Annotated in this window: 17 protein-coding genes; 10 read left to right on the top strand and 7 right to left on the bottom strand. The window is 59.1% G+C overall.

What is annotated here, in order from left to right:
- The first annotated feature begins 245 nt into the window (after positions 1-245).
- The 3 genes from QMX84_RS05590 to QMX84_RS05580 all read left to right on the top strand — a co-directional run bounded on the left by QMX84_RS05590 (position 246) and on the right by QMX84_RS05580 (position 2,897).
- Positions 246-953: a TetR/AcrR family transcriptional regulator gene (locus QMX84_RS05590; protein ID WP_048368707.1), complete on the top strand. Its 708-nt coding sequence runs from the start codon at positions 246-248 to the stop codon at positions 951-953.
- 170 nt (positions 954-1,123) lie between these two features.
- Positions 1,124-2,134 carry a beta-N-acetylhexosaminidase gene (nagZ, locus tag QMX84_RS05585; RefSeq protein WP_048389317.1) on the top strand — a complete coding sequence of 337 codons (1,011 nt, stop codon included), beginning with the start codon at positions 1,124-1,126 and terminating at the stop codon, positions 2,132-2,134.
- 25 nt (positions 2,135-2,159) lie between these two features.
- The gene (locus QMX84_RS05580; protein ID WP_262125664.1) at positions 2,160-2,897 is read left to right on the top strand and encodes an S-methyl-5'-thioinosine phosphorylase; all 738 of its coding nucleotides are present in this window, start codon (positions 2,160-2,162) and stop codon (positions 2,895-2,897) included.
- 67 nt (positions 2,898-2,964) lie between these two features.
- Here QMX84_RS05580 and QMX84_RS05575 read toward each other — a convergent pair whose 3' ends face one another.
- Positions 2,965-5,667 (bottom strand): DEAD/DEAH box helicase, encoded by a 2,703-nt coding sequence (locus QMX84_RS05575; protein ID WP_262125665.1) that lies wholly within the window; start codon positions 5,665-5,667, stop codon positions 2,965-2,967.
- 24 nt (positions 5,668-5,691) lie between these two features.
- A complete protein-coding gene (mfd, locus tag QMX84_RS05570) occupies positions 5,692-9,141 on the bottom strand; it encodes a transcription-repair coupling factor (protein ID WP_262125666.1) in 3,450 nt (1,149 codons plus the stop codon).
- Positions 9,142-9,428: 287 nt separating this feature from the next.
- On the opposite strand from mfd, the gene QMX84_RS05565 reads away from it, so the two are divergent.
- Positions 9,429-10,892 (top strand): glyceraldehyde-3-phosphate dehydrogenase, encoded by a 1,464-nt coding sequence (locus QMX84_RS05565; protein ID WP_153334247.1) that lies wholly within the window; start codon positions 9,429-9,431, stop codon positions 10,890-10,892.
- Between the two features lie 152 nt (positions 10,893-11,044).
- Here QMX84_RS05565 and QMX84_RS05560 read toward each other — a convergent pair whose 3' ends face one another.
- Positions 11,045-12,328 carry an MFS transporter gene (locus QMX84_RS05560; protein ID WP_048389313.1) on the bottom strand — a complete coding sequence of 428 codons (1,284 nt, stop codon included), beginning with the start codon at positions 12,326-12,328 and terminating at the stop codon, positions 11,045-11,047.
- Positions 12,329-12,851: 523 nt separating this feature from the next.
- On the opposite strand from QMX84_RS05560, the gene sthA reads away from it, so the two are divergent.
- Positions 12,852-14,246, top strand: a complete 1,395-nt coding sequence (gene sthA / locus QMX84_RS05555) for a Si-specific NAD(P)(+) transhydrogenase (RefSeq protein ID WP_048368700.1) — start codon at positions 12,852-12,854, stop codon at positions 14,244-14,246.
- Between the two features lie 42 nt (positions 14,247-14,288).
- Here the strand turns inward: sthA and QMX84_RS05550 are convergent, their stop codons facing one another.
- Both QMX84_RS05550 and QMX84_RS05545 read right to left on the bottom strand, forming a co-directional pair.
- The gene (locus QMX84_RS05550) at positions 14,289-15,011 is read right to left on the bottom strand and encodes a glycerophosphodiester phosphodiesterase (protein ID WP_048368699.1); all 723 of its coding nucleotides are present in this window, start codon (positions 15,009-15,011) and stop codon (positions 14,289-14,291) included.
- A gap of 52 nt (positions 15,012-15,063) precedes the next feature.
- Positions 15,064-15,648: a PilZ domain-containing protein gene (locus QMX84_RS05545; RefSeq protein WP_262125667.1), complete on the bottom strand. Its 585-nt coding sequence runs from the start codon at positions 15,646-15,648 to the stop codon at positions 15,064-15,066.
- Between the two features lie 94 nt (positions 15,649-15,742).
- Here QMX84_RS05545 and QMX84_RS05540 point away from each other — a divergent pair, with 94 nt between their 5' ends.
- The 3 genes from QMX84_RS05540 to QMX84_RS05530 all read left to right on the top strand — a co-directional run bounded on the left by QMX84_RS05540 (position 15,743) and on the right by QMX84_RS05530 (position 18,987).
- Entirely contained in the window at positions 15,743-16,990 is a 1,248-nt protein-coding gene (locus tag QMX84_RS05540; protein ID WP_282363371.1) for a lipoprotein-releasing ABC transporter permease subunit, read from the top strand.
- A 7-nt stretch (positions 16,991-16,997) separates the two neighbouring features.
- Positions 16,998-17,681: a lipoprotein-releasing ABC transporter ATP-binding protein LolD gene (gene lolD, locus QMX84_RS05535; protein ID WP_173430604.1), complete on the top strand. Its 684-nt coding sequence runs from the start codon at positions 16,998-17,000 to the stop codon at positions 17,679-17,681.
- Positions 17,682-17,742: 61 nt separating this feature from the next.
- Positions 17,743-18,987: a lipoprotein-releasing ABC transporter permease subunit gene (locus QMX84_RS05530; RefSeq protein ID WP_048389308.1), complete on the top strand. Its 1,245-nt coding sequence runs from the start codon at positions 17,743-17,745 to the stop codon at positions 18,985-18,987.
- Between the two features lie 75 nt (positions 18,988-19,062).
- Here QMX84_RS05530 and QMX84_RS05525 read toward each other — a convergent pair whose 3' ends face one another.
- Positions 19,063-20,418 carry a heavy metal sensor histidine kinase gene (locus QMX84_RS05525; protein WP_282363370.1) on the bottom strand — a complete coding sequence of 452 codons (1,356 nt, stop codon included), beginning with the start codon at positions 20,416-20,418 and terminating at the stop codon, positions 19,063-19,065.
- Entirely contained in the window at positions 20,418-21,098 is a 681-nt protein-coding gene (locus QMX84_RS05520) for a heavy metal response regulator transcription factor (RefSeq protein WP_123750253.1), read from the bottom strand. The genes QMX84_RS05525 and QMX84_RS05520 overlap by 1 nt, the downstream gene beginning before the upstream one ends.
- A 153-nt stretch (positions 21,099-21,251) precedes the next feature.
- Here QMX84_RS05520 and QMX84_RS05515 point away from each other — a divergent pair, with 153 nt between their 5' ends.
- A complete protein-coding gene (locus tag QMX84_RS05515; protein WP_262125674.1) occupies positions 21,252-21,788 on the top strand; it encodes a cupredoxin family protein in 537 nt (178 codons plus the stop codon).
- Positions 21,789-21,857: 69 nt separating this feature from the next.
- Positions 21,858-22,688 (top strand): NADPH-dependent 7-cyano-7-deazaguanine reductase QueF, encoded by an 831-nt coding sequence (gene queF / locus QMX84_RS05510; RefSeq protein WP_282363369.1) that lies wholly within the window; start codon positions 21,858-21,860, stop codon positions 22,686-22,688.
- The last annotated feature ends 104 nt before the right edge of the window (positions 22,689-22,792 follow it).

Here is a 22,792-nt window from a genome sequence, read left to right as displayed (position 1 = left end):
TTTTATACAGTGACTGGGATTATATACAGTGAAGGCTTATTGGCAATCCTCCATTTTCTGCCGTCCGCTGGACGGTCATCAATGCTTTGCAGGCTTAGCCTTTTAGAAGGCAAAGCCTTGCTGGCGGCGGCTGTGGTTAAATGCGAGACCGCCCGGTCGCAAACCGAACACGCCGCCTTGACTTTTTACAGGTCGAAACGTATGTTTCAAACAGATGTTTTAATGTTTTGTCAGGCGGAGTAGCCATGGCCCAGTCGGAAACCGTTGAACGTATCCTTGATGCTGCTGAGCAGCTGTTCGCGGAAAAAGGTTTTGCTGAAACTTCATTGCGGCTGATTACCAGCAAAGCCTCGGTCAACCTGGCGGCGGTCAATTACCATTTTGGTTCCAAGAAAGCCTTGATCCAGGCTGTTTTCTCGCGTTTTCTGGGGCCGTTCTGCGCCAATCTGGACCGCGAACTGGAGCGCCGTCAGGCCAAGCCAGAGCAGCGCCCCAGCCTTGAAGAATTGCTGGAGATGCTGGTCGAACAGGCGCTGGTAATCCAGCCGCGCAGTGGTAATGACCTGTCAATATTCATGCGCCTGCTGGGCTTGGCCTTCAGCCAGAGCCAAGGGCACTTGCGGCGTTATCTCGAAGACATGTATGGCAAGGTGTTTCGCCGCTATATGTTGCTGGTTAATGAAGCGGCCCCGCAGATCCCGCCGATTGAGCTGTTCTGGCGCGTGCACTTTATGCTGGGTGCGGCAGCGTTCAGCATGTCCGGGATCAAGGCCTTGCGGGCCATCGCTGAAACCGATTTTGGGGTGAACACCTCGATCGAGCAGGTGATGCGCCTGATGGTGCCTTTCCTTGCGGCCGGCATGCGTGCCGACAGCGGTGTCACTGACCCGGCCATGGCCAGCGCACAGCTTCGCCCCCGGACCAAAACCCCGCCGGTTGCCGCCAAGGTTTGACCGCGTGCGGGTGGGCGCGGCAGCTTTGTTCCGCTAAGCTAGCCGCCATGCCCAACCTAGACTTACTCCCGTCTCGCTCTTCGCCGCTGCCGCTCTGGCACGCGGCGCGCCGTGCTGTGCCTGGTGCGAAGAGCCGGTTGATAAGCGCTTTATTTCTTTAAGGATTTCCCATGAGTTCTGCCTTGCAAGGTTCCTTGATGGTGGACGTCGCCGGTACCTGGTTGACGGCTGAAGACCGGCAATTGCTGCGCCAGCCTGAAGTGGGCGGCCTGATCATCTTTGCCCGCAACATTGAGCACCCGCGTCAGGTGCGCGAGTTGAGTGCATCGATTCGCGCCATTCGCCCGGATTTGCTGCTGGCCGTCGACCAGGAAGGCGGCCGCGTACAGCGTCTGCGCCAAGGTTTTGTCCGCCTGCCGGCGATGCGCGCAATCGCCGATACCCCCAACGCCGAGTACCTGGCCGAGCAGTGTGGCTGGATTATGGCCACTGAAGTGTTGGCGGTCGGGCTGGACCTGAGTTTTGCTCCAGTGCTGGACCTCGATTACCAGCGCAGTGCGGTGGTGGGGACTCGCTCGTTTGAAGGTGACCCTGAGCGCGCCGCCCAATTGGCAGGCGCCTTTATTCGCGGGATGAATGCGGCGGGCATGGCAGCGACCGGTAAGCATTTTCCGGGGCATGGGTGGGCAGAGGCTGATTCGCATGTCGCCATCCCGACTGATGAACGTAGCCTGGAGCAGATTCGCAGCCATGATCTGGTGCCATTTGCCCGTCTGAGCAAGCACTTGGCAGGCGTGATGCCTGCGCACGTGATCTACCCGCAAGTCGACAGCCAGCCTGCCGGGTTCTCCCGTCGCTGGTTGCAGGACATTTTGCGTGGTGAACTGCAATTTGACGGGGTGATTTTCAGTGACGACCTGTCGATGGCGGGTGCCCATGTGGTCGGCGATGCGGCGAGCCGCATTGAGGCAGCCTTGTCTGCCGGGTGCGACATGGGCCTGGTGTGTAACGACCGTGCGGCTGCAGAGTTGGCCCTCAGTGCTGCTCAGCGCCTGAAAGTCACGCCTTCTGCGCGTATTGCGCGGATGCGTGCGCAAGCCTGGGCCAGCACCGACTACCGCCAGGACCCGCGCTGGCTGGTGGCCACGGGCGCCCTTAAAGATGCTCAATTGATTGATTAATGCACGTTTTCAAGAGGCAGATTCAATGACGGTTTACGCAATTATTGGTGGCACGGGGCTGACCCAACTCGACGGCTTGACCATCAGCCGTTCGCTGGCGTTGGATACGCCTTACGGCCCGACTTCAGCCGATATCCAGATCGGTGAATATGGCGGCCGTGAAGTGCTGTTTCTGGCCCGCCACGGCCATCCGCATCGGGTGCCGCCGCATCAAGTCAACTACCGCGCCAACCTGTGGGCATTGAAACAGGCAGGTGCCGAGGCGATTTTGGCAGTGAATGCCGTGGGCGGGATTCACATGGCGATGGGCACCGGGCATTTCTGCGTGCCGCACCAGTTGATCGACTACACCAGTGGCCGCGAGCATACCTATTTCGCCGGTGATCTGGAGCACGTAACCCACATCGACTTCAGCTTTCCCTACACCGAAGCCCTGCGTGAAAAACTGATCAGCGCACTGGCGGCCGAAGGCTGTTCCTACAGCACTCACGGTGTGTACGCTGCAACCCAAGGCCCGCGCCTTGAAACTGTGGCTGAAATCGCCCGTCTTGAGCGTGATGGCTGCGACATTGTGGGCATGACCGGCATGCCTGAAGCGGCGTTAGCGCGCGAGCTGGACCTGGACTACGCGTGTCTGGCGCTGGTGGTAAACCCGGCAGCGGGCAAGACCACGGCGGTGATTACCATGGCTGAAATCGAGCAGGCGCTGCACGACGGCATGGGCAAAGTTAAAGCGACCCTGGCGCGGGTGTTGACGGGTTAACACACGTCTTGCCTCGCGACCTTTTTAAAAGATCGCGAGGCAAGCTCGCTCCTACAGACAGGTTTTTTTAGCGTTTTTCGTTTTTAGGCGGCAATGGCGCGAACAAGGCGTCGATGTCGTCGTCTTGCAGTTTCCAGTCTCCGGCAATTCGCCCATCGAGTACGCCTGCCGCCAAATCTGATTTTTCCTGCTGCAGGTGCTGGATTTTCTCTTCCACGGTGCCGCGCGCAATCATCTTGTACACAAACACCGGTTTTTCCTGGCCAATGCGATAGGCGCGGTCGGTGGCCTGGTTTTCGGCGGCCGGGTTCCACCACGGGTCGTAGTGGATCACGGTGTCGGCTTCGGTCAGGTTTAATCCCACACCACCCGCCTTGAGGCTGATCAGGAAGATCTGCAGCTTGCCGCTCTGGAAGTCCTTGACCGGCGTACGTCGGTCGCGGGTTTGCCCGGTGAGCAGGGCGTAGCGGATGTTGCGCTTCTTCAGTTCGGCTTCGATCAGTTCCAGCATCGAGGTGAACTGCGAAAACAACAGGATGCGCCGCCCCTCGGCAAACAGTTCTTCAAGCATGGTCATCAAGCTGTCCAGCTTGCCCGAGGTGCTGCCTTTTTTCGGCGGGGTGTTGCTGACCAGGCGCAGGTCGCAGCACACCTGGCGCAGCTTGAGCAGCGCTTCGAGAATGATGATCTGGCTACGGCCTACGCCTTTGCGGGTGATTTCGTCGCGGACCTTTTTATCCATCGCCAGGCGCATGGTTTCGTACACGTCGCGCTGAGCTTCGTTGAGGTCGACCCAATGGATGATCTCGGTTTTTGGCGGCAGCTCGGTGGCGACTTGCTCTTTGGTGCGACGCAACAAAAACGGTTTTATCCGGGCATTCAGGTGCTGCAACCGCTCATCGCTGCCCTGGCGCTCAATCGGTACCCGGTAGTTGTGGTTGAAGGTTTTAATGTCGCCCAACCATCCGGGAAGCAGGAAGTGAAACAGTGACCAGAGTTCGCCCAGGTGGTTTTCCAGTGGCGTGCCACTCAGGCACAGGCGCTGGCGGGCCACCAGCTCGCAGGCGGCCAGTGACGCCTTGCTGCCAGGGTTCTTGATGTACTGCGCTTCGTCGAGGATCAACACGTGCAGCGCCAGTTTGGCCAACTGCACACTGTCTTTGGGCAACAGCGCGTAGGTGGTTAGGATCAGGTCGTAGTCGTTAAGGTGGTCGAAGTGTTTTTTGCGCGTTGCGCCCACCAATGCCAGCACCTTGAGTTGCGGGGTGAAGTGCGCGGCTTCGTCCAGCCAGTTGGGGATCAGGCTGGTGGGCATTACGACCATGGCCGGGCGGTCGAGGCGTCCGGCATTTTTCTCGCAGAGAATATGCGCCAGTGTTTGCAGGGTTTTGCCCAGGCCCATGTCGTCCGCAAGAATGCCGCCGACTTCAAGCTGGCGCAGTGACTGCATCCAGCTCAACCCTTCCAGTTGATACGGGCGCAGGTTGGCATTGAGCCCTTCGGGGGCGTCGACGCTGAAGTCTTTGATGTCGCGCAGGCGTTGGGCAAAACCGCGGATGTGCTCGCCGCCTTCCCAGCGCAACGGCATGGCGTCCAGCGCATTGAGACGCGGGGCGTCAGCACTTTTGATGCGCAATGCGGTGGCGCCCGGCTCACCCAGATAGAACTCGTCCAGGGTCGCCAGTACCGGTTTCAGGCGGCCGTAGGGCAGCGCCACTTGCAGCGGGCCGTGGCCGCTGTTGGGCGTGGCCGGGATATTCACCAGAATCAGTTCGTCGTCGCGGCGTCGGGCGAGTTTTTCGGGGCTGAGGATGTCGGTGTGCGAGCGCATCAGGTTCAGCAGAATCGGCAGCAAGCTCAGGCGCTGGCCGTTGACAATAATCCCCAGCTCCAGGTCGAACCAGTCGTGCTCCGGGGCTTCGTCGACGTTGGCGTACCAGTCTTCGATCGGCGACAGGTCAAAGCCGAAATCTTCGTCAATCTGTAGCTCCCAGCCTTGCTCGCGCAGGCCGGGCATCTGGTTCAGAGTGAAGTTGAGCCAGGCGCTGTCGTTGACCATTTCAAACAGCTCGCCGGCGCTCTCCGGCAGGGCTTTGCTCTGGCGGGTAGCGATTTTGAAGCCCAGCTCGCGCAACTGCTCGCGAAAGGCGTTTTCTGCCTCGGGCTGACGTTTGATGCGCAGGGTTTGGTGCTCCTGGCGTATCAGGATGTCTGCGGCTTTGTGCCCGCTGGCGTAGTGATCCAGGTAATTGAATGACAGCGCGGCGCGGTGCTGGGTGTAGCGCTGCATTTTCCCGTTGCGCGGTTCGAAGGCGCTGAATTCGGCGCTGGCCAGCCACAGCCGTGGCGTTGGCTGCACGTCTTCACTCAGCACTTCTGGGAGGTTGTTGGGGCGGCGCGAGTCGAGTACGGCCTGGAGTTTTTCCAGAAGCTCGGCGTCCTGGGCAGCAGCGGGGTAGTTCAAGGTGTCTTCAATCTTCAGTAAAACGGCAGCGGTGTGCTTGCAGTTAGTGCGTACAGGGCAAGTACAGTTCGCGCTCACCAGCAGCAGGGTGCCTTTGGCGGACTCGCGCAACTGTATGGTCTGGCGATAGGTGTTGTCCCCGGAACCCTGACAACTGGCCGTGATCATGCTGTCGCCGATCTGCGCGATTCTGACACGGTTTTCCCGGGCGTAGCGGCGGCCACGCTCCAGGCTTTGTTCTTTGAAACGACTGACCCAAGTCGGTGCGAGCGGCTTGGTCAGTCGCGGGTTCAGGTTCGGGGGCATGGGTGTTTCATTGCGCAGGTCCCATTACGACGACTTCGGCGTGAGGCGCTCCAGGAGGGCCTCGATGACATTGAAGCGCTCGTCCGGACGTTCCATCGGCACCATAAATTTAAACAGCGTGGCGCCTTCGAATTTATAGCGGTTGGGCTGGCTTTGGATCAGTTTGATCAAGGTCAGCGGATCAACCGGTGTGTCGGAGGCAAACTCGACACGCCCGCCTTGTGGCCCGGCGTCGATCTTCTTGATACCCAGATGTTCGGCCTGCAATTTGAGCAGGGTAATACGCACCAGATTCTTGGTCGGCTCCGGGAGCAGGCCAAAGCGGTCGATCATCTCGACCTGCAAGTCTTTGAGACCGTCTTCGTCGGTGGCCGAGGCAATGCGCTTGTAGAGGATCAGGCGCGCATGCACATCCGGCAGGTAGGCTTCTGGAATCAGTGCGGGGACGCGCAGGTTGATTTCAGGTCCGCCGCCCAATGGCTGCTCAAGGTTGGGCTGCTCGCCCTTACGAATCGACTTGACCGCGCGCTCGAGCATTTCCATGTACAGGGTAAAACCGACCGCCTGGATCTGGCCGCTTTGGCCGTCGCCGAGCAGCTCGCCCGCACCACGGATTTCCAGGTCGTTGGTGGCCAGAACAAAACCGGCACCCAGGTCCTGGGTGTTGGCGATGGCTTCGAGGCGCTTTTGCGCATCGCCGGTGATTTGCTGGCGCGGTGGCGTCAACAGGTAGGCGTAGGCCTGGTGGTGACTGCGCCCTACACGGCCGCGTAATTGGTGCAACTGCGCCAGGCCGAATTTGTCCGCACGCTCGATGATGATGGTGTTGGCGCTCGGCACGTCGATACCGGTTTCGATGATGGTCGACGCGATCAGTACGTTAAAGCGCTTGTGGTAGAAGTCGCTCATCACCTGTTCAAGTTCGCGTTCGCGCATCTGACCGTGGCCGATACCGATCCGCGCTTCTGGCACCAGGGCTGCCAGTTCGGCGGCACATTTTTCGATGCTTTTAACGTCGTTGTGCAGGTAGTACACCTGGCCACCACGGAGCAATTCACGCAGCAGGGCCTCTTTGACCGTGCTGTTGTTTTGCTCCATGACGAAGGTGCGCACCGACAACCGGCGCGCCGGGGGCGTGGCGATGATCGACAGGTCACGCATGCCCGACACTGCCATGTTCAGCGTGCGCGGGATCGGCGTGGCGGTGAGGGTCAGAATGTCGATTTCACTGCGCAGCGCCTTGAGTTGTTCTTTTTGACGCACCCCGAAGCGGTGTTCTTCGTCGATGATCACCAGCCCCAGGTTTTTGATTTTGACGTCGTCCTGCAGCAGCTTGTGCGTGCCGATCACGATGTCGATCTTGCCTTCGGCCAGATCGGCCACGGCCTGGTTGATCTCTTTGGCGGACTTGAAGCGGCTCATCACTTCAACGCGCACCGGCCAGTCTGCAAAGCGGTCGCGGAAGCTGTTGTAGTGCTGTTGGGCGAGCAGGGTGGTTGGCACCAGAATCGCCACCTGACGGCCGCCGTGCACGGCAATAAAGGCCGCGCGCATGGCCACTTCGGTTTTACCGAAGCCCACGTCGCCACACACCAGACGGTCCATCGGCTTGGGCGACAACATGTCGGCGCGCACGGCCTCGATTGTGGTTTGCTGGTCCGGGGTTTCTTCAAACGGGAAGCCGGCACTGAAGGTGGCGTAATCGGCCTTCGGGTCGGCAAACGCATGGCCTTCGCGGGCGGCGCGGCGGGCGTAGATGTCGAGCAGCTCGGCGGCCACGTCACGCACTTGTTCAGCGGCCTTGCGTTTGGCTTTTTGCCAGGTCTCGGAGCCCAGGCGGTGCAGCGGCGCCAGTTCGTCATCGCTGCCGGTGTAGCGGGCAATCAGGTGCAGGTTGGCTACCGGCACGTAGAGCTTGGCGCCCTCGGCGTACTCGAGGGTGAGGAACTCTGCCACCTGATTGTCGACTTCCAGCGTCGCCAGCCCCTGATAACGGCCCACACCGTGGTCAATATGCACCACCGGCGCGCCTTCGCGCAGTTCGGTGAGGTTTTTGATCACTGCGTCGTTGTTGGCGTCGGCGCGTTTTTCACGGCGTCGACGTTGCATGACGCGTTGCCCGAACAGCGGGCTTTCGGCGATCAGCGCCAGCGCCGGGTCATCCAGCAGCAAGCCTTCATCCAGCGGGGCGATGGTGATCGCCAAGCGGTGTTTGCTGGCGACAAAGTCAGGCCAGTTGTCGACGTTTTTCGGCCGCAGTTTCAGGCGCTCGAGCAGTTCGAGCAGCACTTCGCGGCGCCCGGCCGATTCGGCGGTGAACAGCACCCGGCCATCAAACTGCTCCAGGAACCCGGACAGCGCCGCCAACGGCTGGTTGGCCTTGGCTTCAATGGCCAGGTTCGGCAGCGGTTGCGCCGGGAAGCGTTCGCGACCGCTGCCTGCGTCGATGTCGTCCTGGCTGGCGACCACGCGTGGCCAGCTTTTAAGCCGGGCGAAGCAGTCTTCAACCGGCAGGAACAATTCTGCCGGGGGCAACAACGGGCGCGACGGATCGATGCGGCGTTCTTCGTAGCGGTTGCGCACATCCGACCAGAAGTTCTCTGCCGCTTGCTCGATACCTGGCAGCGAGAACACTTGCGTGTCCCCCGGCAGGTAGTCGAACAGCGTCGAGGTTTCGTCGAAAAACAGCGGCAGGTAATACTCGATCCCGGCCGGGGTGATCCCGCTGGTCAGGTCCTGAAAGATCGGGCAGCGACGGAAGTCGACATCGAAGCGCTCGCGAAAGCGCGCCTTGAAACGGGTCACGGCGTCTTTTTGCAGCGGGAACTCGCGGGCCGGCAGCAAGCGCACCGACTCCACTTTATCGATTGAACGCTGGGTCTCCGGATCGAAGGTGCGCAGGGTCTCGATTTCATCGTCGAACAGGTCGATCCGGTACGGCAGTTTGCTGCCCATCGGGAACAGGTCGATCAACGCACCGCGCACGGCGAACTCGCCATGCTCATACACCGTGTCAACACAGCGATAACCACTGGCCTCAAGGCGCGTGCGCATTTGCTCGACATCAAGCTTTTGCCCCACGTCCAGCACCAGGCTGCTGCCCAGCAAGAACTTGGTCGGCGCCAGGCGATGTAGGGCGGTAGTGATCGGCACTACCAAAACACCGTGGTCCAGCTCTGGCAGCCTGTAGAGGCTGGCAATGCGCTGGGAAATGATGTCCTGGTGCGGCGAGAACAAGTCGTAGGGCAGGGTTTCCCAGTCGGGGAAATGCAGCACCGGCAGTTCGGGGGCGAAAAAGCGTAATTCCTGCTCAAGGCGTTCAGCGCTTTGGCTGTCGGCAGTCAGGAGCAGGGTGAAGCGCTTGGCGGCGCTGGCGGCCTCGGCAATGGCGAGGCTCAGGGCAGCACCGGGCAGATTGCTCCAGTGCTGTTTACCTGCTGTAGCAGGGAGTTTGGGTAGACGCAGGACGGGCACGGAAGGTTGAGCTCCAAGCGTTGCGGCAAAGAGGCTAAGTGTAACGGCCAAGGGGATGGCTGTCAGTTGCCGTCTTTAATGGAGTCTTGAATTCACCGCTTCAAGGCGTAAAACAGTGGGCCAGAGGGCGTTGCAGCACGGCTTGAAGCCGCAAAAAAGCCCATTGTTAGAAAATTATTTACCTTTATTTATTGGTGCTTAAACGTTTCAGTTGAGGTGTGTGACAGGCGTGCATTGCCCATGTCTGGACACAACTGCATAATGTAGCCCCTTTTTTCAGCCCCTACATGTGGAAGGTTCCCGTGACTCAGAAGCCCGACCAGTGTCTTGGTGAATGGATCGACCGTGAAGCACTCGCAGAAGCGATGATTCCGCTCATCGGTCAGCTTTACCGCAATAACAATGTGGTGAGTTCGATCTATGGCCGCAGCCTGATCAACCGTTCAGTCATTGCGATTCTCAAAGCGCACCGCTTCGCCCGTCATCGCCAGTCCGATGACAGCGAATTGTCCGTGCACGAAACTTTCCCGCTGCTCAAAGCGATGAGCGAGCTCAAGCTCGGCGCCGCGTCGGTAGACCTGGGCAAGCTGGCAGTCAAGTTCAAGGCTGAAGGCAATGGCCGTACGGCCGAGCAGTTTGTTCGCGAAGAACTGGCCGATGTGGTTGGTCAGCAAAACGCTTCTGCACGTAAAGGCACTGACGTTGTGCTGTACGGCTTCGGTCGTATCGGCCGTCTGCTGGCCCGTATCCTGATCGAAAAAACCGGTGGCGGCGACGGCCTGCGTCTGCGTGCCATCGTTGTGCGCAAAGGCGCCGAAAACGATCTGGTCAAGCGCGCCAGCCTGTTGCGTCGTGACTCGGTGCATGGTCCGTTCGACGGCACCATCGTGGTCGACGAAGAAAACAACACCATCACCGCCAACGGTAACCTGATCCAGGTGATCTACGCGAAGAACCCGACTGAGGTGGACTACACCCAGTACGGCATTCAGAACGCCCTGCTGGTGGACAACACCGGTGTATGGCGTGACGCCGACGGCCTGGGTCAGCACTTGCAGTGCCCGGGTATCGACCGCGTTGTTCTGACTGCGCCGGGTAAAGGCAAGCTGAAGAACATCGTTCACGGTATCAACCACGGCGAAATCACCGCAGACGACAAGATCGTTTCTGCGGCATCCTGCACCACCAACGCCATCGTGCCGGTGCTCAAGGCTGTCAACGACAAGTTCGGTATCGTCAACGGTCACGTTGAGACTGTTCACTCGTACACCAACGACCAGAACCTGATCGACAACTTCCACAAAGGCGATCGCCGTGGCCGTAGCGCCGCGCTGAACATGGTGATCACCGAGACCGGTGCTGCGACAGCTGCTGCCAAGGCATTGCCTGAGCTGGCTGGCAAGCTGACCGGTAACGCGATCCGTGTTCCGACGCCAAACGTGTCGATGGCCATTCTCAACCTGAACCTTGAGAAGCCGGCTACCCGCGAAGAAATGAACGACTACCTGCGTCACATGGCGCTGCACTCCGATCTGCACAAGCAAATCGACTTCGTGAGCTCCCAGGAAGTGGTATCGACTGACTTCGTGGGTTCGCGTCACGCCGGTGTGGTGGATGCTGAAGCGACTATCTGCAATGACAACCGCGTTGTGCTGTACGTGTGGTACGACAACGAATTCGGTTACAGCTGCCAGGTAGTGCGCGTGATGGAAGACATGGCCGGGGTTAACCCGCCAGCGTTCCCGCGCTAAGCACTCGCTGCAACTAAAAACGCCCCGACTGGTTCGGGGCGTTTTTGTGTGCGGCATTTAAAAACTCAGTAGGAGCGAGCTTGCCTCGCGATCTTTTAAACGATCAAAAGATCGCGAGACAAGCTCGCACCTACAAATATGTGCAGGTCCGCTTAAGCCGCTTGCGCCACGCGCAACTGGTGCTTGTTACCGCGAAACAGTGCCACGGTGGCAATCAGGCCCAACACGGCGGCACCGGTGAGCCACAGGCCGGGCGCTGCTTTGTTGTCCAAGGCGTGGATCAGGTAGGTACACGCGGCCGGGGTAAAGCCGCCGAAGGTCGCGGTTGCCAGGCTGTAAGCCAGTGAGAAGCCTGTGGTGCGCACTTCTGCGGGCATGATTTCGGTCAGGGCAACCACCATTGCACCGTTGTACGAGCCGTACAGGAACGACAACCACAACTCCACGATCAGCAAGTGGCTGAAGCTCGGGTTGGCCACCAGCCAGGACAACGCCGGGTAGGCGGTGAGGATGGCGAGAATGGTTGCGCCCAGCAGCAGCGGTCGGCGACCGATTTTGTCAGACAGTGCGCCCATGATCGGCAGCCAGATAAAGTTCGACAGGCCGATGCAGACGGTCACCAGCAACGCTTCAAGATCTGACAGGTGCAGCTCGGTCTTGCCGAAGGTCGGGGTGTAGGCGGTGATCAGGTAGAAAGACACAGTGGTCATGACCACCAGCGCCATACCGCCCAGTACCAGGCCAAAGTTCTGGCCGATGGAGGTTATGATTTCGCGCAGGGTAGGGCGATGTTTGCGGGCTTCGAACTCCGGTGTTTCTTCCATGGACTTACGGATGACAAAGATCACCGGCACGATCATGCAGCCGATCAAAAACGGAATCCGCCAGCCCCAGTCGCCCATGTCTTCCGGGCTCAACCAGTGGTTCAAACCAACGCCCATCAAGCCTGCGAAAACCACCGCAGCCTGTTGGCTCGCGGACTGCCAGCTCACGAAGAAGCCTTTACGGCCCGGTGTGGCGATTTCCGCCAGGTACACCGATACGCCGCCCAGCTCCACGCCCGCCGAGAAGCCTTGCAACAGACGGCCGAGCAACACCAGCAGCGGTGCCGCGACGCCCAGGGTGGCATAACCCGGTACGCAGGCAATCAGCACGGTGCCCATGGCCATCAGGGCCAGGGTAATGATCAAACCTTTCCGACGGCCGTGGCGGTCGATGTAGGCACCCAGAAAAATAGCGCCCAATGGACGCATCAGGAAACCGGCGCCAAAGGTCGCCAGGGCAAGCATTAAGGATGCGAAAGCGCTGTCACTGGGGAAGAAGGTTTTGGCAATGGCCGTGGCGTAAAAGCCAAAGACCATGAAGTCAAACATTTCGAGAAAGTTGCCGCTGACAACGCGAAAAATCGCTTTGCCTTTGCCTGTACTGGAGGCCATCAGAAATCACCCGCTGTTATCTGTTTTATGCGTAATCCATGTTTGTTGCTTGTCCACACTGCAAGATCAAGGCGCACGCCGTTGTACAAAACAGTTTTGTAACGATATGTGTATCAAGCCGTTCAGGCAACTTTTGTTGCTGTTGCGCGTCGGATTCAAGTGCTAGGGGCCCGCAAAGGCTGGCGATTTTTTTTGATTAATCCTGGCAGGGTGAGCGAGATGCTCCGGCGAATTTTGGTCTTTTGATGATTTTTGGTGCGCAAAATGAACGCAACATTATGTGCATTACCGCTTTCTTGCTTTTGAGTGAACGCGGCTTTTGGCGAGGCTGACATGAGGGTGAAATGCAAACGGTGATGTAGTGCAGACAAAATTAGCCTACGACAAGACCAAGGGTTAATGTTCGCCGCGGTCAGGCTTCTATAGACTGTGCCCCACGTTTTGATCCTTCATGGCGCTGGCCGCGACATGATTTAGCCGTAGGTGCCCAAAGCGGTGCCACGGCCTGTTCTGAGGAGTACGCATGGCTGTCTACAACTACGATGTAGTGGTACTGGGCTCTGGCCCTGCAGGAGAAGGCGCGGCAATGAACGCCGCTAAAGCAGGGCGCAAGGTAGCAATGGTCGACAGCCGGCGTCAGGTCGGCGGCAACTGCACGCACTTGGGCACGATCCCGTCCAAAGCCTTGCGTCACTCGGTTCGCCAGATCATGCAGTTCAACACCAACCCGATGTTCCGGGCCATTGGTGAGCCGCGTTGGTTCTCGTTCCCGGACGTGCTTAAAAGCGCTGAAAAAGTCATTTCCAAGCAAGTGGCTTCGCGCACCGGTTACTACGCGCGCAACCGCGTTGACCTGTTCTTCGGTACCGGCAGCTTCAACGACGAACAGTCCATCCAGGTGGTATGCCCTAACGGCGTGGTTGAAACCCTGATCGCCAAGCAAATCATTATCGCCACCGGCTCGCGTCCTTATCGCCCGGCCGATATCGATTTCACCCACTCGCGTATCTACGATAGCGACACCATCCTCAGCCTGGGCCACACCCCGCGCAAGTTGATCATTTACGGCGCTGGCGTGATCGGTTGCGAATACGCATCGATCTTCAGCGGTCTGGGTGTATTGGTTGAGCTGGTCGACAACCGTGGGCAATTGCTCAGCTTCCTCGACGCCGAAATCTCCCAGGCGCTTAGCTATCACTTCAGCAACAACAACGTCACTGTTCGCCACAATGAAGAGTACGAGCGTGTTGAAGGCGTTGAAAACGGCGTGATCCTGCACCTTAAATCCGGCAAAAAGATCAAGGCAGACGCCTTGCTCTGGTGCAACGGCCGTACCGGCAACACCGATCAACTGGGCCTGGAAAACGTCGGCCTCAAGGCCAATGGCCGTGGCCAGGTGCATGTGGATGAAAACTACCGCACCGACGTGCCGAACATCTACGCCGCAGGCGATGTGATTGGCTGGCCAAGCCTGGCCAGTGCTGCTCACGACCAGGGCCGTTCAGCCGCTGGCAGCATTGTCGACAATGGCAGCTGGCGCTTCGTCAATGACGTACCGACCGGTATTTACACCATTCCGGAGATCAGCTCGATCGGCAAGAACGAGCAGGAACTGACCCAGGCCAAAGTACCGTACGAAGTGGGCAAGGCGTTCTTCAAGAGCATGGCGCGTGCACAGATTGCCGGCGAGCCTCAGGGCATGCTGAAAATCCTGTTCCATCGCGAAACCCTTGAAGTGCTGGGCGTTCACTGCTTCGGTTATCAGGCTTCAGAAATCGTACACATCGGCCAGGCGATCATGAACCAGCCGGGCGAACTGAACACCCTGAAGTACTTCGTGAACACCACGTTCAACTACCCGACCATGGCCGAAGCCTATCGGGTAGCCGCTTACGATGGCCTCAACCGGCTTTTTTAAGTGGCTCCGGCCGGTGGCCTGAGCCGGCCGGGGAGACCGATTTCAGCCATTCCCAAGGGTGGCAGTGGCCAAACCGGGAAAGTCTGTAATCAGGCTGTCGACGCCGAAATCAGCGAGTCTGCGCATCAGTGCAGGCTCGTTGACTGTCCATACCGACACATGCAAGCCCTGACGCTGAGCCTTGGCCAGACGTTCAGGCGTGCAGAGTGTCCAGTTCAATGCCAACATCTCGCAACCGTAATTCTGGGCGACCTTCAGCGGGTCGAGCCAGGCGTACTCGGCTACCAGGCCGCGTGACAGGTCCGGGGTCAGTTCCAGCGCGGCCTTGAGCACTTCCCGCGAGCTGGAGGTGACGGTGACTTTGTCCATCAGGCCATGGCGTTCAGCCATTTCGCGGATCGCCAGCACGGTGGTGGCAGCGCGGGTGCGTGAGGCGCTTTTGACTTCCAGTTGCCAGTGCTCAAAGTTGCACTTTTCAAACAGTTCTTCCAGACGCGGAATCGGGCACGGATGCACCCAGCCCGGGCCGCCTTTACGTGCGTCATAGGTCACCAGGTCGGCAGCGGTTTGTTCAATCACCTTGCCGCGTCGGTCGGTGGTGCGTTTGAGGGTCGGGTCGTGGATCACCATCAACTCGCCATCTTTGGACAAGTGCAAATCCAGTTCGCAACGACGGACGCCGTGCTTGAGGCATTGCTCAAAGCTGGCAAGGGTGTTTTCCGGTGCTTCGCCTTTGGCGCCGCGATGGCCATAAATCAGGGTCACAATTGCTCCTTTATGCAGCATTCACTGCGTCTACAGAGAGGCCGTTGAAGGCTTACTCGGTCGTTGGATCGTCTAAGTCGCGCGCCAGGCGCCGTGCCTGAGCCTGTTTTTGCAAGATATGGCGTGCCAGCAATTGGCGCTGGGTTTCGCTCAGTGCTTCAAATTCTGTCGCTATCCAATAACGCCCGGCGTCGGCCCGGCATTCAATGACCCGGGCGCGCAGCAACAACCCCAAGGCTTGCGGCATCAGCACCAGCTTGACCGATACATGGCTATCAACCGGGTACGCTTGCGGGTGGTGAAAGTCGATACCGCCTTCGGACAGGGTGACTGGCTGCAGTTCGCCGACTTTACCCAGCACGGTTTGCGCGACGATCTGGCTGAGCAGGTCGACGCGTTTGTTCAGGGTTTTAAGGTAACTGGACAGCGTGCGGTCGCGCTCACTGATCTGGCGCAACAGGTGTTGGGACTCGAATTCGCTGAGGTGCAATTCACTGAGCAAATTGAAGAGCGGGGATGCATCCTGCAACACTTTACCGCTGTCGACCTCGGCGGCCGACAGTGGGGTGATTTCCAGTGCGATCACATCCTCGATACGGTAGTATTCGCGGCGATTTGCTTCATCTAATGTCGACATGGCGAACCCATGATGGCGGCTGTGGTCAGAGTGTAAAGCTGCTTATCAGGCCCCGCCACAAGGACGCCTTCTTTTCCCCAGAACAAGCCCCGACATGTTCAGACCTCTCTTCGTATTTATTGGCACGCGTTATACCCGTGCAAAGCGTCGCAATCATTTTGTGTCGTTTATTTCCCTGACTTCAATGATCGGGCTCGCTCTTGGCGTGGTCGTGATGATTGTCGTGCTCTCGGTGATGAACGGCTTCGATCATGAGATGCGCACCCGCGTGCTGGGCATGGTGCCCCACGCGACCATCGTCGGCGATCAACCGATTACAGACTGGCAAAGCCTGGCCGCCAAGGTCCAGCAGAACCCGAAAGTGGAGGCTGTTGCGCCGTTCACCCAGATGCAGGGGTTGCTGACCCATGATGGCAATGTGCAGAAAGTCCTGCTCAATGCCATCGACCCGGTGCAGGAGCGCAAAGTCTCGATCATCGATCACTTCATGCTGGAGGGGCAGCTCGACTCCCTGACGCCCGGCAGCTTCGGCATCATTATTGGTGACAAGGCTGCCAAGGCGCTGGGCGTGGGTGTAGGCGACAAGCTGACATTCGTGGCCCCGGAAGTGTCCGTGACCCCAGCCGGCATGTTCCCGCGCATGAAACGCTTCACCGTGCAGGGCATTTTCCATGTTGGTGCGGGCGAGATCGACGGCTACCTCGGTCTGACCAATTTGCAGGACCTGGCGCGCATGCAGCGCTGGAAGCCTGATCAGGTACAGGGCTTGCGCCTCAAGTTCGGTGATTTGTTCGAGGCCCCGCGCGGCGCGTGGGAAATCGCCCAGCATTTGGGTGACAGCTATTACGCCCGTGACTGGACCCGTACCCACGGCAACCTGTACCAGGCCATCCGCATGGAAAAAGCCATGATCGGCCTGCTGCTGTTGCTAATCGTGGCCGTAGCCGCGTTCAACATCATTTCCACGCTGGTGATGGTGGTCAATGACAAGAAAGGCGACATCGCCATTCTGCGGACCTTGGGCGCGACACCGGGCACCATCATGGCGATCTTTATGGTGCAGGGCACGGTGATTGGCGTGGTTGGCACGGCCATCGGCGCGGTGGTGGGCATCCTTGCCGCGCTGAATGTGAGCGCTGCGATTTCGGCCCTCGAAGGCCTGATCGGTCACAAGTTTCTCAATGCTGACGTGTACTTTATCGACTACCTGCCGTCGCAATTGCAGGCGCAGGATGTGTTGATGGTGTGCGGTGCGGCGTTGGTTCTGAGTTTCCTCGCGACCTTGTACCCGGCCTGGCGTGCTGCGCGCACCCAGCCTGCGCAGGCGCTTCGTTATGAGTGAGTTGGGCATGAAAGAACAAGCAGTGTTGAGTTGCCGCGACCTGGGCAAGGCCTACGAGGAAGGCCCGGAGTCGGTGGTGGTGTTATCGGGCCTGCAGTTAGAGCTGCACCCGGGTGAGCGCGTGGCGATTGTCGGTACCTCGGGTTCGGGTAAAAGTACCTTGCTGAACCTGCTCGGCGGCCTCGATACCCCGACCACCGGGAGCGTGTGGCTGGCCGGCGAAGAGTTGTCGGCGTTGGGCGAAAAGGCCCGTGGCCTGCTGCGTAACCGCTCGCTGGGCTTTGTGTACCAGTTCCACCACTTGCTGCCGGAGTTCACCGCACTTGAGAACGTGTGCATGCCGCTGCTGATCGGCAAAACCCCGATCCCGGAGGCGCGCGAGCGTGCCACAGCGTTGCTGACCCGTGTCGGCCTGGGCCATCGCCTTGAGCACAAACCCGCCGAGCTGTCCGGTGGTGAGCGCCAGCGTGTGGCAATTGCCCGTGCACTGGTGAACAAGCCGGGGCTGGTGATGCTCGATGAGCCCACCGGTAACCTCGACTCGCACACCGCCCAAGGCATTCAGGATTTGATGCTGGAACTCAGCACCTCGATGCGCACCGCGTTCCTGGTGGTGACCCACGACATGAACCTGGCCCGGCAGATGGATCGCGTGTTGCACCTTCAAGAAGGTCGCCTGACCGCGATTTGATCGGCCAAGCCCGACGCTGAATCACGGCGTCGGGCCTTTTATTTTTATACGGTGCCCGCGAATGTTCAGACCGTTATCGATTTTTATCGGCACGCGCTATACCCGCGCCAAGCGCCGCAATCGTTTTGTTTCGTTTATCTCCATGACCTCGATGATCGGCCTCGCCCTGGGCGTGCTGGCGATGATCGTGGTGTTGTCGGTGATGAACGGTTTTCAGCGCGAGATGAGTAACCGCATCCTCGGCATGGTGCCGCACGCAACCATCGTTGGCGTCAAGCCGATTGATGACTGGCGCCCGGTGGCCGAAGCAGCGATGAAAAACCCGGAAGTCACGGCGGCTGTGCCGTTTACCGAGATGGACGGCATGTTGTCGTACAAAGGCTCGATGCAACCGATCCAGATCAGCGGTGTGGATCCGGCATTGGAAGGGCAGGTGTCCATTGTCGCCAAGCACATCGTGCAGGGCAAGCTTGAAGACCTTAAGCCGGGCGAGTTCGGTGTTGTGCTGGGGGATATCACGGCGCGGCGTTTTCGCTTGAGCGTCGGTGACAAAATCACCTTGATCGTACCCGAGGCCAGCACCGCACCCGGCGGGATTACCCCGCGCTTGCAGCGTTTGAACGTGGTCGGCATCTTCAAGGTCGGCGCTGAGCTGGATGGTTCGATGGGCCTGGTGAACATGGCCGATGCTGCGACCATTCAGCATTGGCAGCCTAATCAGGTGCAGAGCGTACGCCTTGCGGTCAAAGACTTGTACGCAGCGCCAAAAGTGTCGCAGCAAATTGCTGCCGGGCTGGGCGCGGACTACAAGGCTGATGACTGGACCCATACCCAGGGCAGCCTGTTCAGCGCCATGAAAATGGAAAAAACCATGATCGGCCTGTTGCTGCTGATGATTGTCGCCGTGGCGGCGTTCAACATCATCGCCACCTTGATCATGGTGGTGAACGACAAGGGTGCGGACATCGCGATCTTGCGCACCATTGGCGCGACGCCGCGTCAGATCATGGCGATTTTCATGGTGCAGGGCACGGTGATCGGCATCGTCGGTACGTTGATCGGTGGCGTACTGGGCGTGATTGCCGCCTTGAATGTCAGCGAGCTGGTGGGCTGGATCGAGCGGATTTCCGGGCAGCATATTTTCAGCTCGGACGTGTACTTCGTCAGCAACCTGCCGTCAGAGCTGCAAGGTGGCGACGTCGCGTTGATCTGCGGCGCGGGGTTCTTGTTGAGCTTTTTGGCGACGTTGTACCCGGCCTACCGCGCGGCCAAGATCGAGCCTGCACACGCGTTGCGGTATTCCTGATTGTAGGAGCGAGCTTGCCTCGCGATCTTTTAAAGATCAAAAGATCGCGAGACAAGCTCGCTCCTACAGGATGGGTCAGGTGTTGCGTGGCAACTCAATCACAAACTGTGTCCAGCCTTCCTGCGATTCACACCTGATCTGCCCGCCATGGGCGCGAATGATCGATTGGGTGATGGCCAACCCCAGCCCTGCATGCTCACTACTGCCTTCGCTGCGCGCCGGGTCGGCCCGGTAAAAACGGTCGAACAAGCGCGGCAACAAATCGGCACTGATTCCGGTGCCGGTGTTGGACAGGCTGATGCGTACAGCGGTCGCCGCTTCGCTGATCACCACCTTGATTTCCCCGCCAGCCGGTGTGTAACGCAAGGCGTTATCCAGCAGGTTGGAAAGGGCGCGCCGCAACATGCTGCGGTCTCCGGCGATTTGGGCATGGCCTTCGCGGGTCAGTTCGATCTGTGAATCTTCGGCCAGCAACGCATAAAACTCCAGCAGCGAATCCACCTCATTGGCCAGCTCCAGGGGCTCGCGGCGCGGGGTCAGCAAGCCGTGGTCGGCTTTGGCCAGGTACAGCATGTCGTTGACCAGTTGGGCCATCCATTGAAGTTCTTCAAGGTTGCTGTGCAGCGCTTCTTTGTAAGCTTCGATGTCTCGCGGCCGGGTCAGGGTGACTTGGGTGTGCGTCAGTACGTTGGACAGCGGTGTGCGCAGTTCATGGGCAATATCGGCGGAGAACGCCGACAGGCGCTGAAAGGAGTCGTCGAGGCGCTCCAGCATGGCGTTGAAGGCGATGGCCAGCTCCGCCAGTTCGGGCGGCATCTGTGCGTGAGGCAGGCGGGCATTCAACGAGTCGGCGGACACGCTGCCAGCAATCGCGCTCATACGGCGCAGCGGGCGCAACCCGCTACGGGCCGCCCAGGCACCGAGCAGGGCGGTGGCCAGTGCCGAAAGCCCGACCGTCATCCAGATCAAGTGCTGCATGCGTTGCAGAAAGTGCTGGTGATGGGTGATGTCGAGCAATAACGTCAGTTGCGGCGCATCAGGGTTGTCAGTGCGAGGGTTGAGGACCCGGTAATCGGTGCCATTGATCTGCAGGCTGCCCAGCCCCGGCTGTGTAGGCAACTCCAGCGGCAAGCGCGTCGAACTGTCAAACCACAGGTGTCCGTCCGGGCCGCGCACTCGTACCGCCAGGTCGGGCTGATGGCTGAGGTCTTGCAGCAGTGCCGGCAAGCGTTGCTTGAACATGTCGAGGGAATCCACGCCATGCAATGTGCTGCGCAAGACCGCGAGCCGGCTTTCCATCAGTTGTTGATCAAGCTCGACGAAGTGCATCTCGCTGGCGCGGCCAAACAACACCCCGGCAAATAACGAGACGACCGCCGTGCAGCCGGCAAACAGCAGGGCCAGGCGAGTGCTCAGTGACAGACGCCGCATCAGGGCGCGCGCTCTTCAAGCACGTAACCCATGCCGCGCACGGTGTGGATCAACTTGTGTTCATGGTTGTCGTCGATTTTCAGGCGCAGGCGGCGAATCGCCACTTCGATCACGTTAGTGTCGCTGTCGAAGTTCATGTCCCACACTTGCGAGGCGATCAACGATTTGGGCAGCACTTCGCCCTGGCGGCGCAACAATAACTCCAGCAATGAAAACTCTTTGGCGGTGAGATCGATGCGCTGACCGGCGCGTTCGACGCGGCGGCGAATCAGGTCCAGGCGCAAGTCGGCCAATTGCAGGCTGGTCTCTTGGGTAGTGCTGCTGCCGCGCCGTAACAAGCTGCGCACCCGGGCCAGCAGTTCAGAAAAGGCGAACGGTTTGACCAGATAATCATCGGCCCCCAGCTCAAGGCCATGCACGCGGTCTTCTACGGCATCACGGGCGGTCAAGAACAGCACGGGAATATCCAGCCCGGCGCTGCGCACCGCTTGCAAAATCTGCCAGCCGTCGCGACCGGGCAGCATTACATCGAGAATCAGCAGCGAGTAATCGCCCGTCAGGGCCAAATGCTGGCCAGTGATGCCGTCGGTGGCCAACTCGGTGGTAAAGCCTGCCTCGCTCAAGCCTTGGCGCAGGTATTGGCCGGTTTTGGCCTGGTCTTCGACAATCAGCAGTTTCATGGGCAACTCATCACAAAATTCACCTCAGCCTTATACAGGGCGGCTTTGTTCGTAGGGTCAAGCTTACAAAGTTGTAATCTAGCGGTCAGTTGAATGCCAGTCGCGCCGCTTTAAGGTGGTACAAAGTCTGACTGCATGTTTCTGGAGGTAAGTATGGCGGTACACAAGCGTTTGTCTCTTGCGGGTTGTTTGCTGGCGCTGAGTTTGCCGGTCATGGCCTCGCCGGGGGAGCACTTTGACTTTGGTCATCCGGCGCCTGCCGCCAGTGCCGCGCGCACGGTGGAAGTCGACATGACCGACATTGCCTTTAACCCCAAGACGCTGGATGTAAAAGCCGGCGAGACCGTGCGTTTTGTGCTGGTCAATAAAGGCCAATTGCTGCACGAATTCAACCTGGGGCACGCGGCTATGCACGCGGCGCATCAAAAAGAGATGCTCGACATGCAGCAGAGCGGCATGTTGACGCCCACCGGCATCAATCACGCAGGTATGGATCACTCGGCGATGGGGCATGGCGGGATGAACATGCCGGGCATGAAGCATGATGACCCTAACAGCGTGCTGGTGGAGCCGGGTAAAACGGCCGAACTGACCTGGACCTTCAGCAAAACGGACAACCTGGAATTTGCCTGCAATGTGCCGGGGCATTACCAGGCGGGCATGGTGGGGCAGTTGAAAGTTGCACCTTAAATCGGTCTGATCGTCTGCGGGGGCTGAAAGCCTGTAGAATTGCCGGGTTTTTCTAGCCAGGTTTTTGTCATGCATCCCGCAGCCGAACATTCGCCGCTGGGCAAGTCCAGTGAATACATCAGTACCTACACCCCGTCCTTGCTTTTCCCGATCCCGCGTGCGGCGAAATGGGCGGAGCTTGGGCTGAGCGCCGACACGCTGCCTTATGTGGGAGTGGACTTCTGGAACTGCTTCGAACTGTCGTGGCTATTGCCCTCGGGCAAGCCCGTGGTGGCCATTGGTGAATTCGCGTTTGCCGCTGATTCGCCGAACATCGTTGAATCCAAGTCTTTCAAGCTGTACCTGAACTCGCTGAACCAGACCGTGTTTGCCGACACGCAAGCCTTGGAAGCCACCTTGCAGGCGGATTTGTCAGCCGCTTCTGGTAAGCCTGTGAGCGTGCGTGTGCGCAGCTTGAATGACGTTCAAGCAGATGGCGTAGGCGTTTTGCCGGGTGTATGCATTGATGATCTGGACATAACGGTCAGCGATTACGCGCACCCGCGTCCTGAGTTGCTCAAGTGCGACGCCTCGCAGGTTGTGGAGGAGAGCGTGTACAGCCACTTGCTCAAGTCCAACTGCCCTGTCACCAGCCAGCCAGACTGGGGCACCGTGGTGGTGGAGTACCGTGGTGCAGCGCTGGATCACGCCAGTTTGCTGGCGTATCTGGTGAGCTTTCGCCAGCACTCAGACTTCCATGAGCAGTGTGTCGAGCGGATTTTTCTCGATGTGCAGCGTTTGCTCAAACCCGAGAAATTGACCGTATATGCGCGCTACGTGCGCCGTGGCGGGCTGGATATCAACCCGTACCGCAGTACCGAAACGGTTGAATTCAACAACCTGCGGTTAGTGCGTCAGTAAAACCATTTGATCGTGTAGGAGCGAGCATGTGGGAGCGGGCTTGCTCGCGATTGGGCCGACAAGGTGTATTAGATAGACCGAGTTGTCGGCATCGCGAGCAAGCC

It is taken from the genome of Pseudomonas sp. PS01297 (assembly GCF_029959305.1).
In the GTDB taxonomy this organism is placed as follows: Bacteria; Pseudomonadota; Gammaproteobacteria; order Pseudomonadales; family Pseudomonadaceae; genus Aquipseudomonas; species Aquipseudomonas helleri.
This window is presented reverse-complemented; position numbering and strand designations above follow the sequence as displayed.

Excerpts from the sequence above, each read along its gene's own strand:
- QMX84_RS05590 (WP_048368707.1), top strand. The coding sequence starts at position 246 with ATGGCCCAGTCGGAAACCGTTGAACGTATCCTTGATGCTGCTGAGCAG.
- nagZ (WP_048389317.1), top strand. The coding sequence starts at position 1,124 with ATGAGTTCTGCCTTGCAAGGTTCCTTGATGGTGGACGTCGCCGGTACC.
- QMX84_RS05580 (WP_262125664.1), top strand. The coding sequence starts at position 2,160 with ATGACGGTTTACGCAATTATTGGTGGCACGGGGCTGACCCAACTCGAC.
- QMX84_RS05575 (WP_262125665.1), bottom strand. The coding sequence starts at position 5,667 with ATGCCCCCGAACCTGAACCCGCGACTGACCAAGCCGCTCGCACCGACT.
- QMX84_RS05565 (WP_153334247.1), top strand. The coding sequence starts at position 9,429 with ATGTGGAAGGTTCCCGTGACTCAGAAGCCCGACCAGTGTCTTGGTGAA.
- QMX84_RS05560 (WP_048389313.1), bottom strand. The coding sequence starts at position 12,328 with ATGGCCTCCAGTACAGGCAAAGGCAAAGCGATTTTTCGCGTTGTCAGC.
- sthA (WP_048368700.1), top strand. The coding sequence starts at position 12,852 with ATGGCTGTCTACAACTACGATGTAGTGGTACTGGGCTCTGGCCCTGCA.
- QMX84_RS05545 (WP_262125667.1), bottom strand. The coding sequence starts at position 15,648 with ATGTCGACATTAGATGAAGCAAATCGCCGCGAATACTACCGTATCGAG.
- QMX84_RS05540 (WP_282363371.1), top strand. The coding sequence starts at position 15,743 with ATGTTCAGACCTCTCTTCGTATTTATTGGCACGCGTTATACCCGTGCA.
- lolD (WP_173430604.1), top strand. The coding sequence starts at position 16,998 with ATGAAAGAACAAGCAGTGTTGAGTTGCCGCGACCTGGGCAAGGCCTAC.
- QMX84_RS05530 (WP_048389308.1), top strand. The coding sequence starts at position 17,743 with ATGTTCAGACCGTTATCGATTTTTATCGGCACGCGCTATACCCGCGCC.
- QMX84_RS05525 (WP_282363370.1), bottom strand. The coding sequence starts at position 20,418 with ATGCGGCGTCTGTCACTGAGCACTCGCCTGGCCCTGCTGTTTGCCGGC.
- QMX84_RS05520 (WP_123750253.1), bottom strand. The coding sequence starts at position 21,098 with ATGAAACTGCTGATTGTCGAAGACCAGGCCAAAACCGGCCAATACCTG.
- QMX84_RS05515 (WP_262125674.1), top strand. The coding sequence starts at position 21,252 with ATGGCGGTACACAAGCGTTTGTCTCTTGCGGGTTGTTTGCTGGCGCTG.
- queF (WP_282363369.1), top strand. The coding sequence starts at position 21,858 with ATGCATCCCGCAGCCGAACATTCGCCGCTGGGCAAGTCCAGTGAATAC.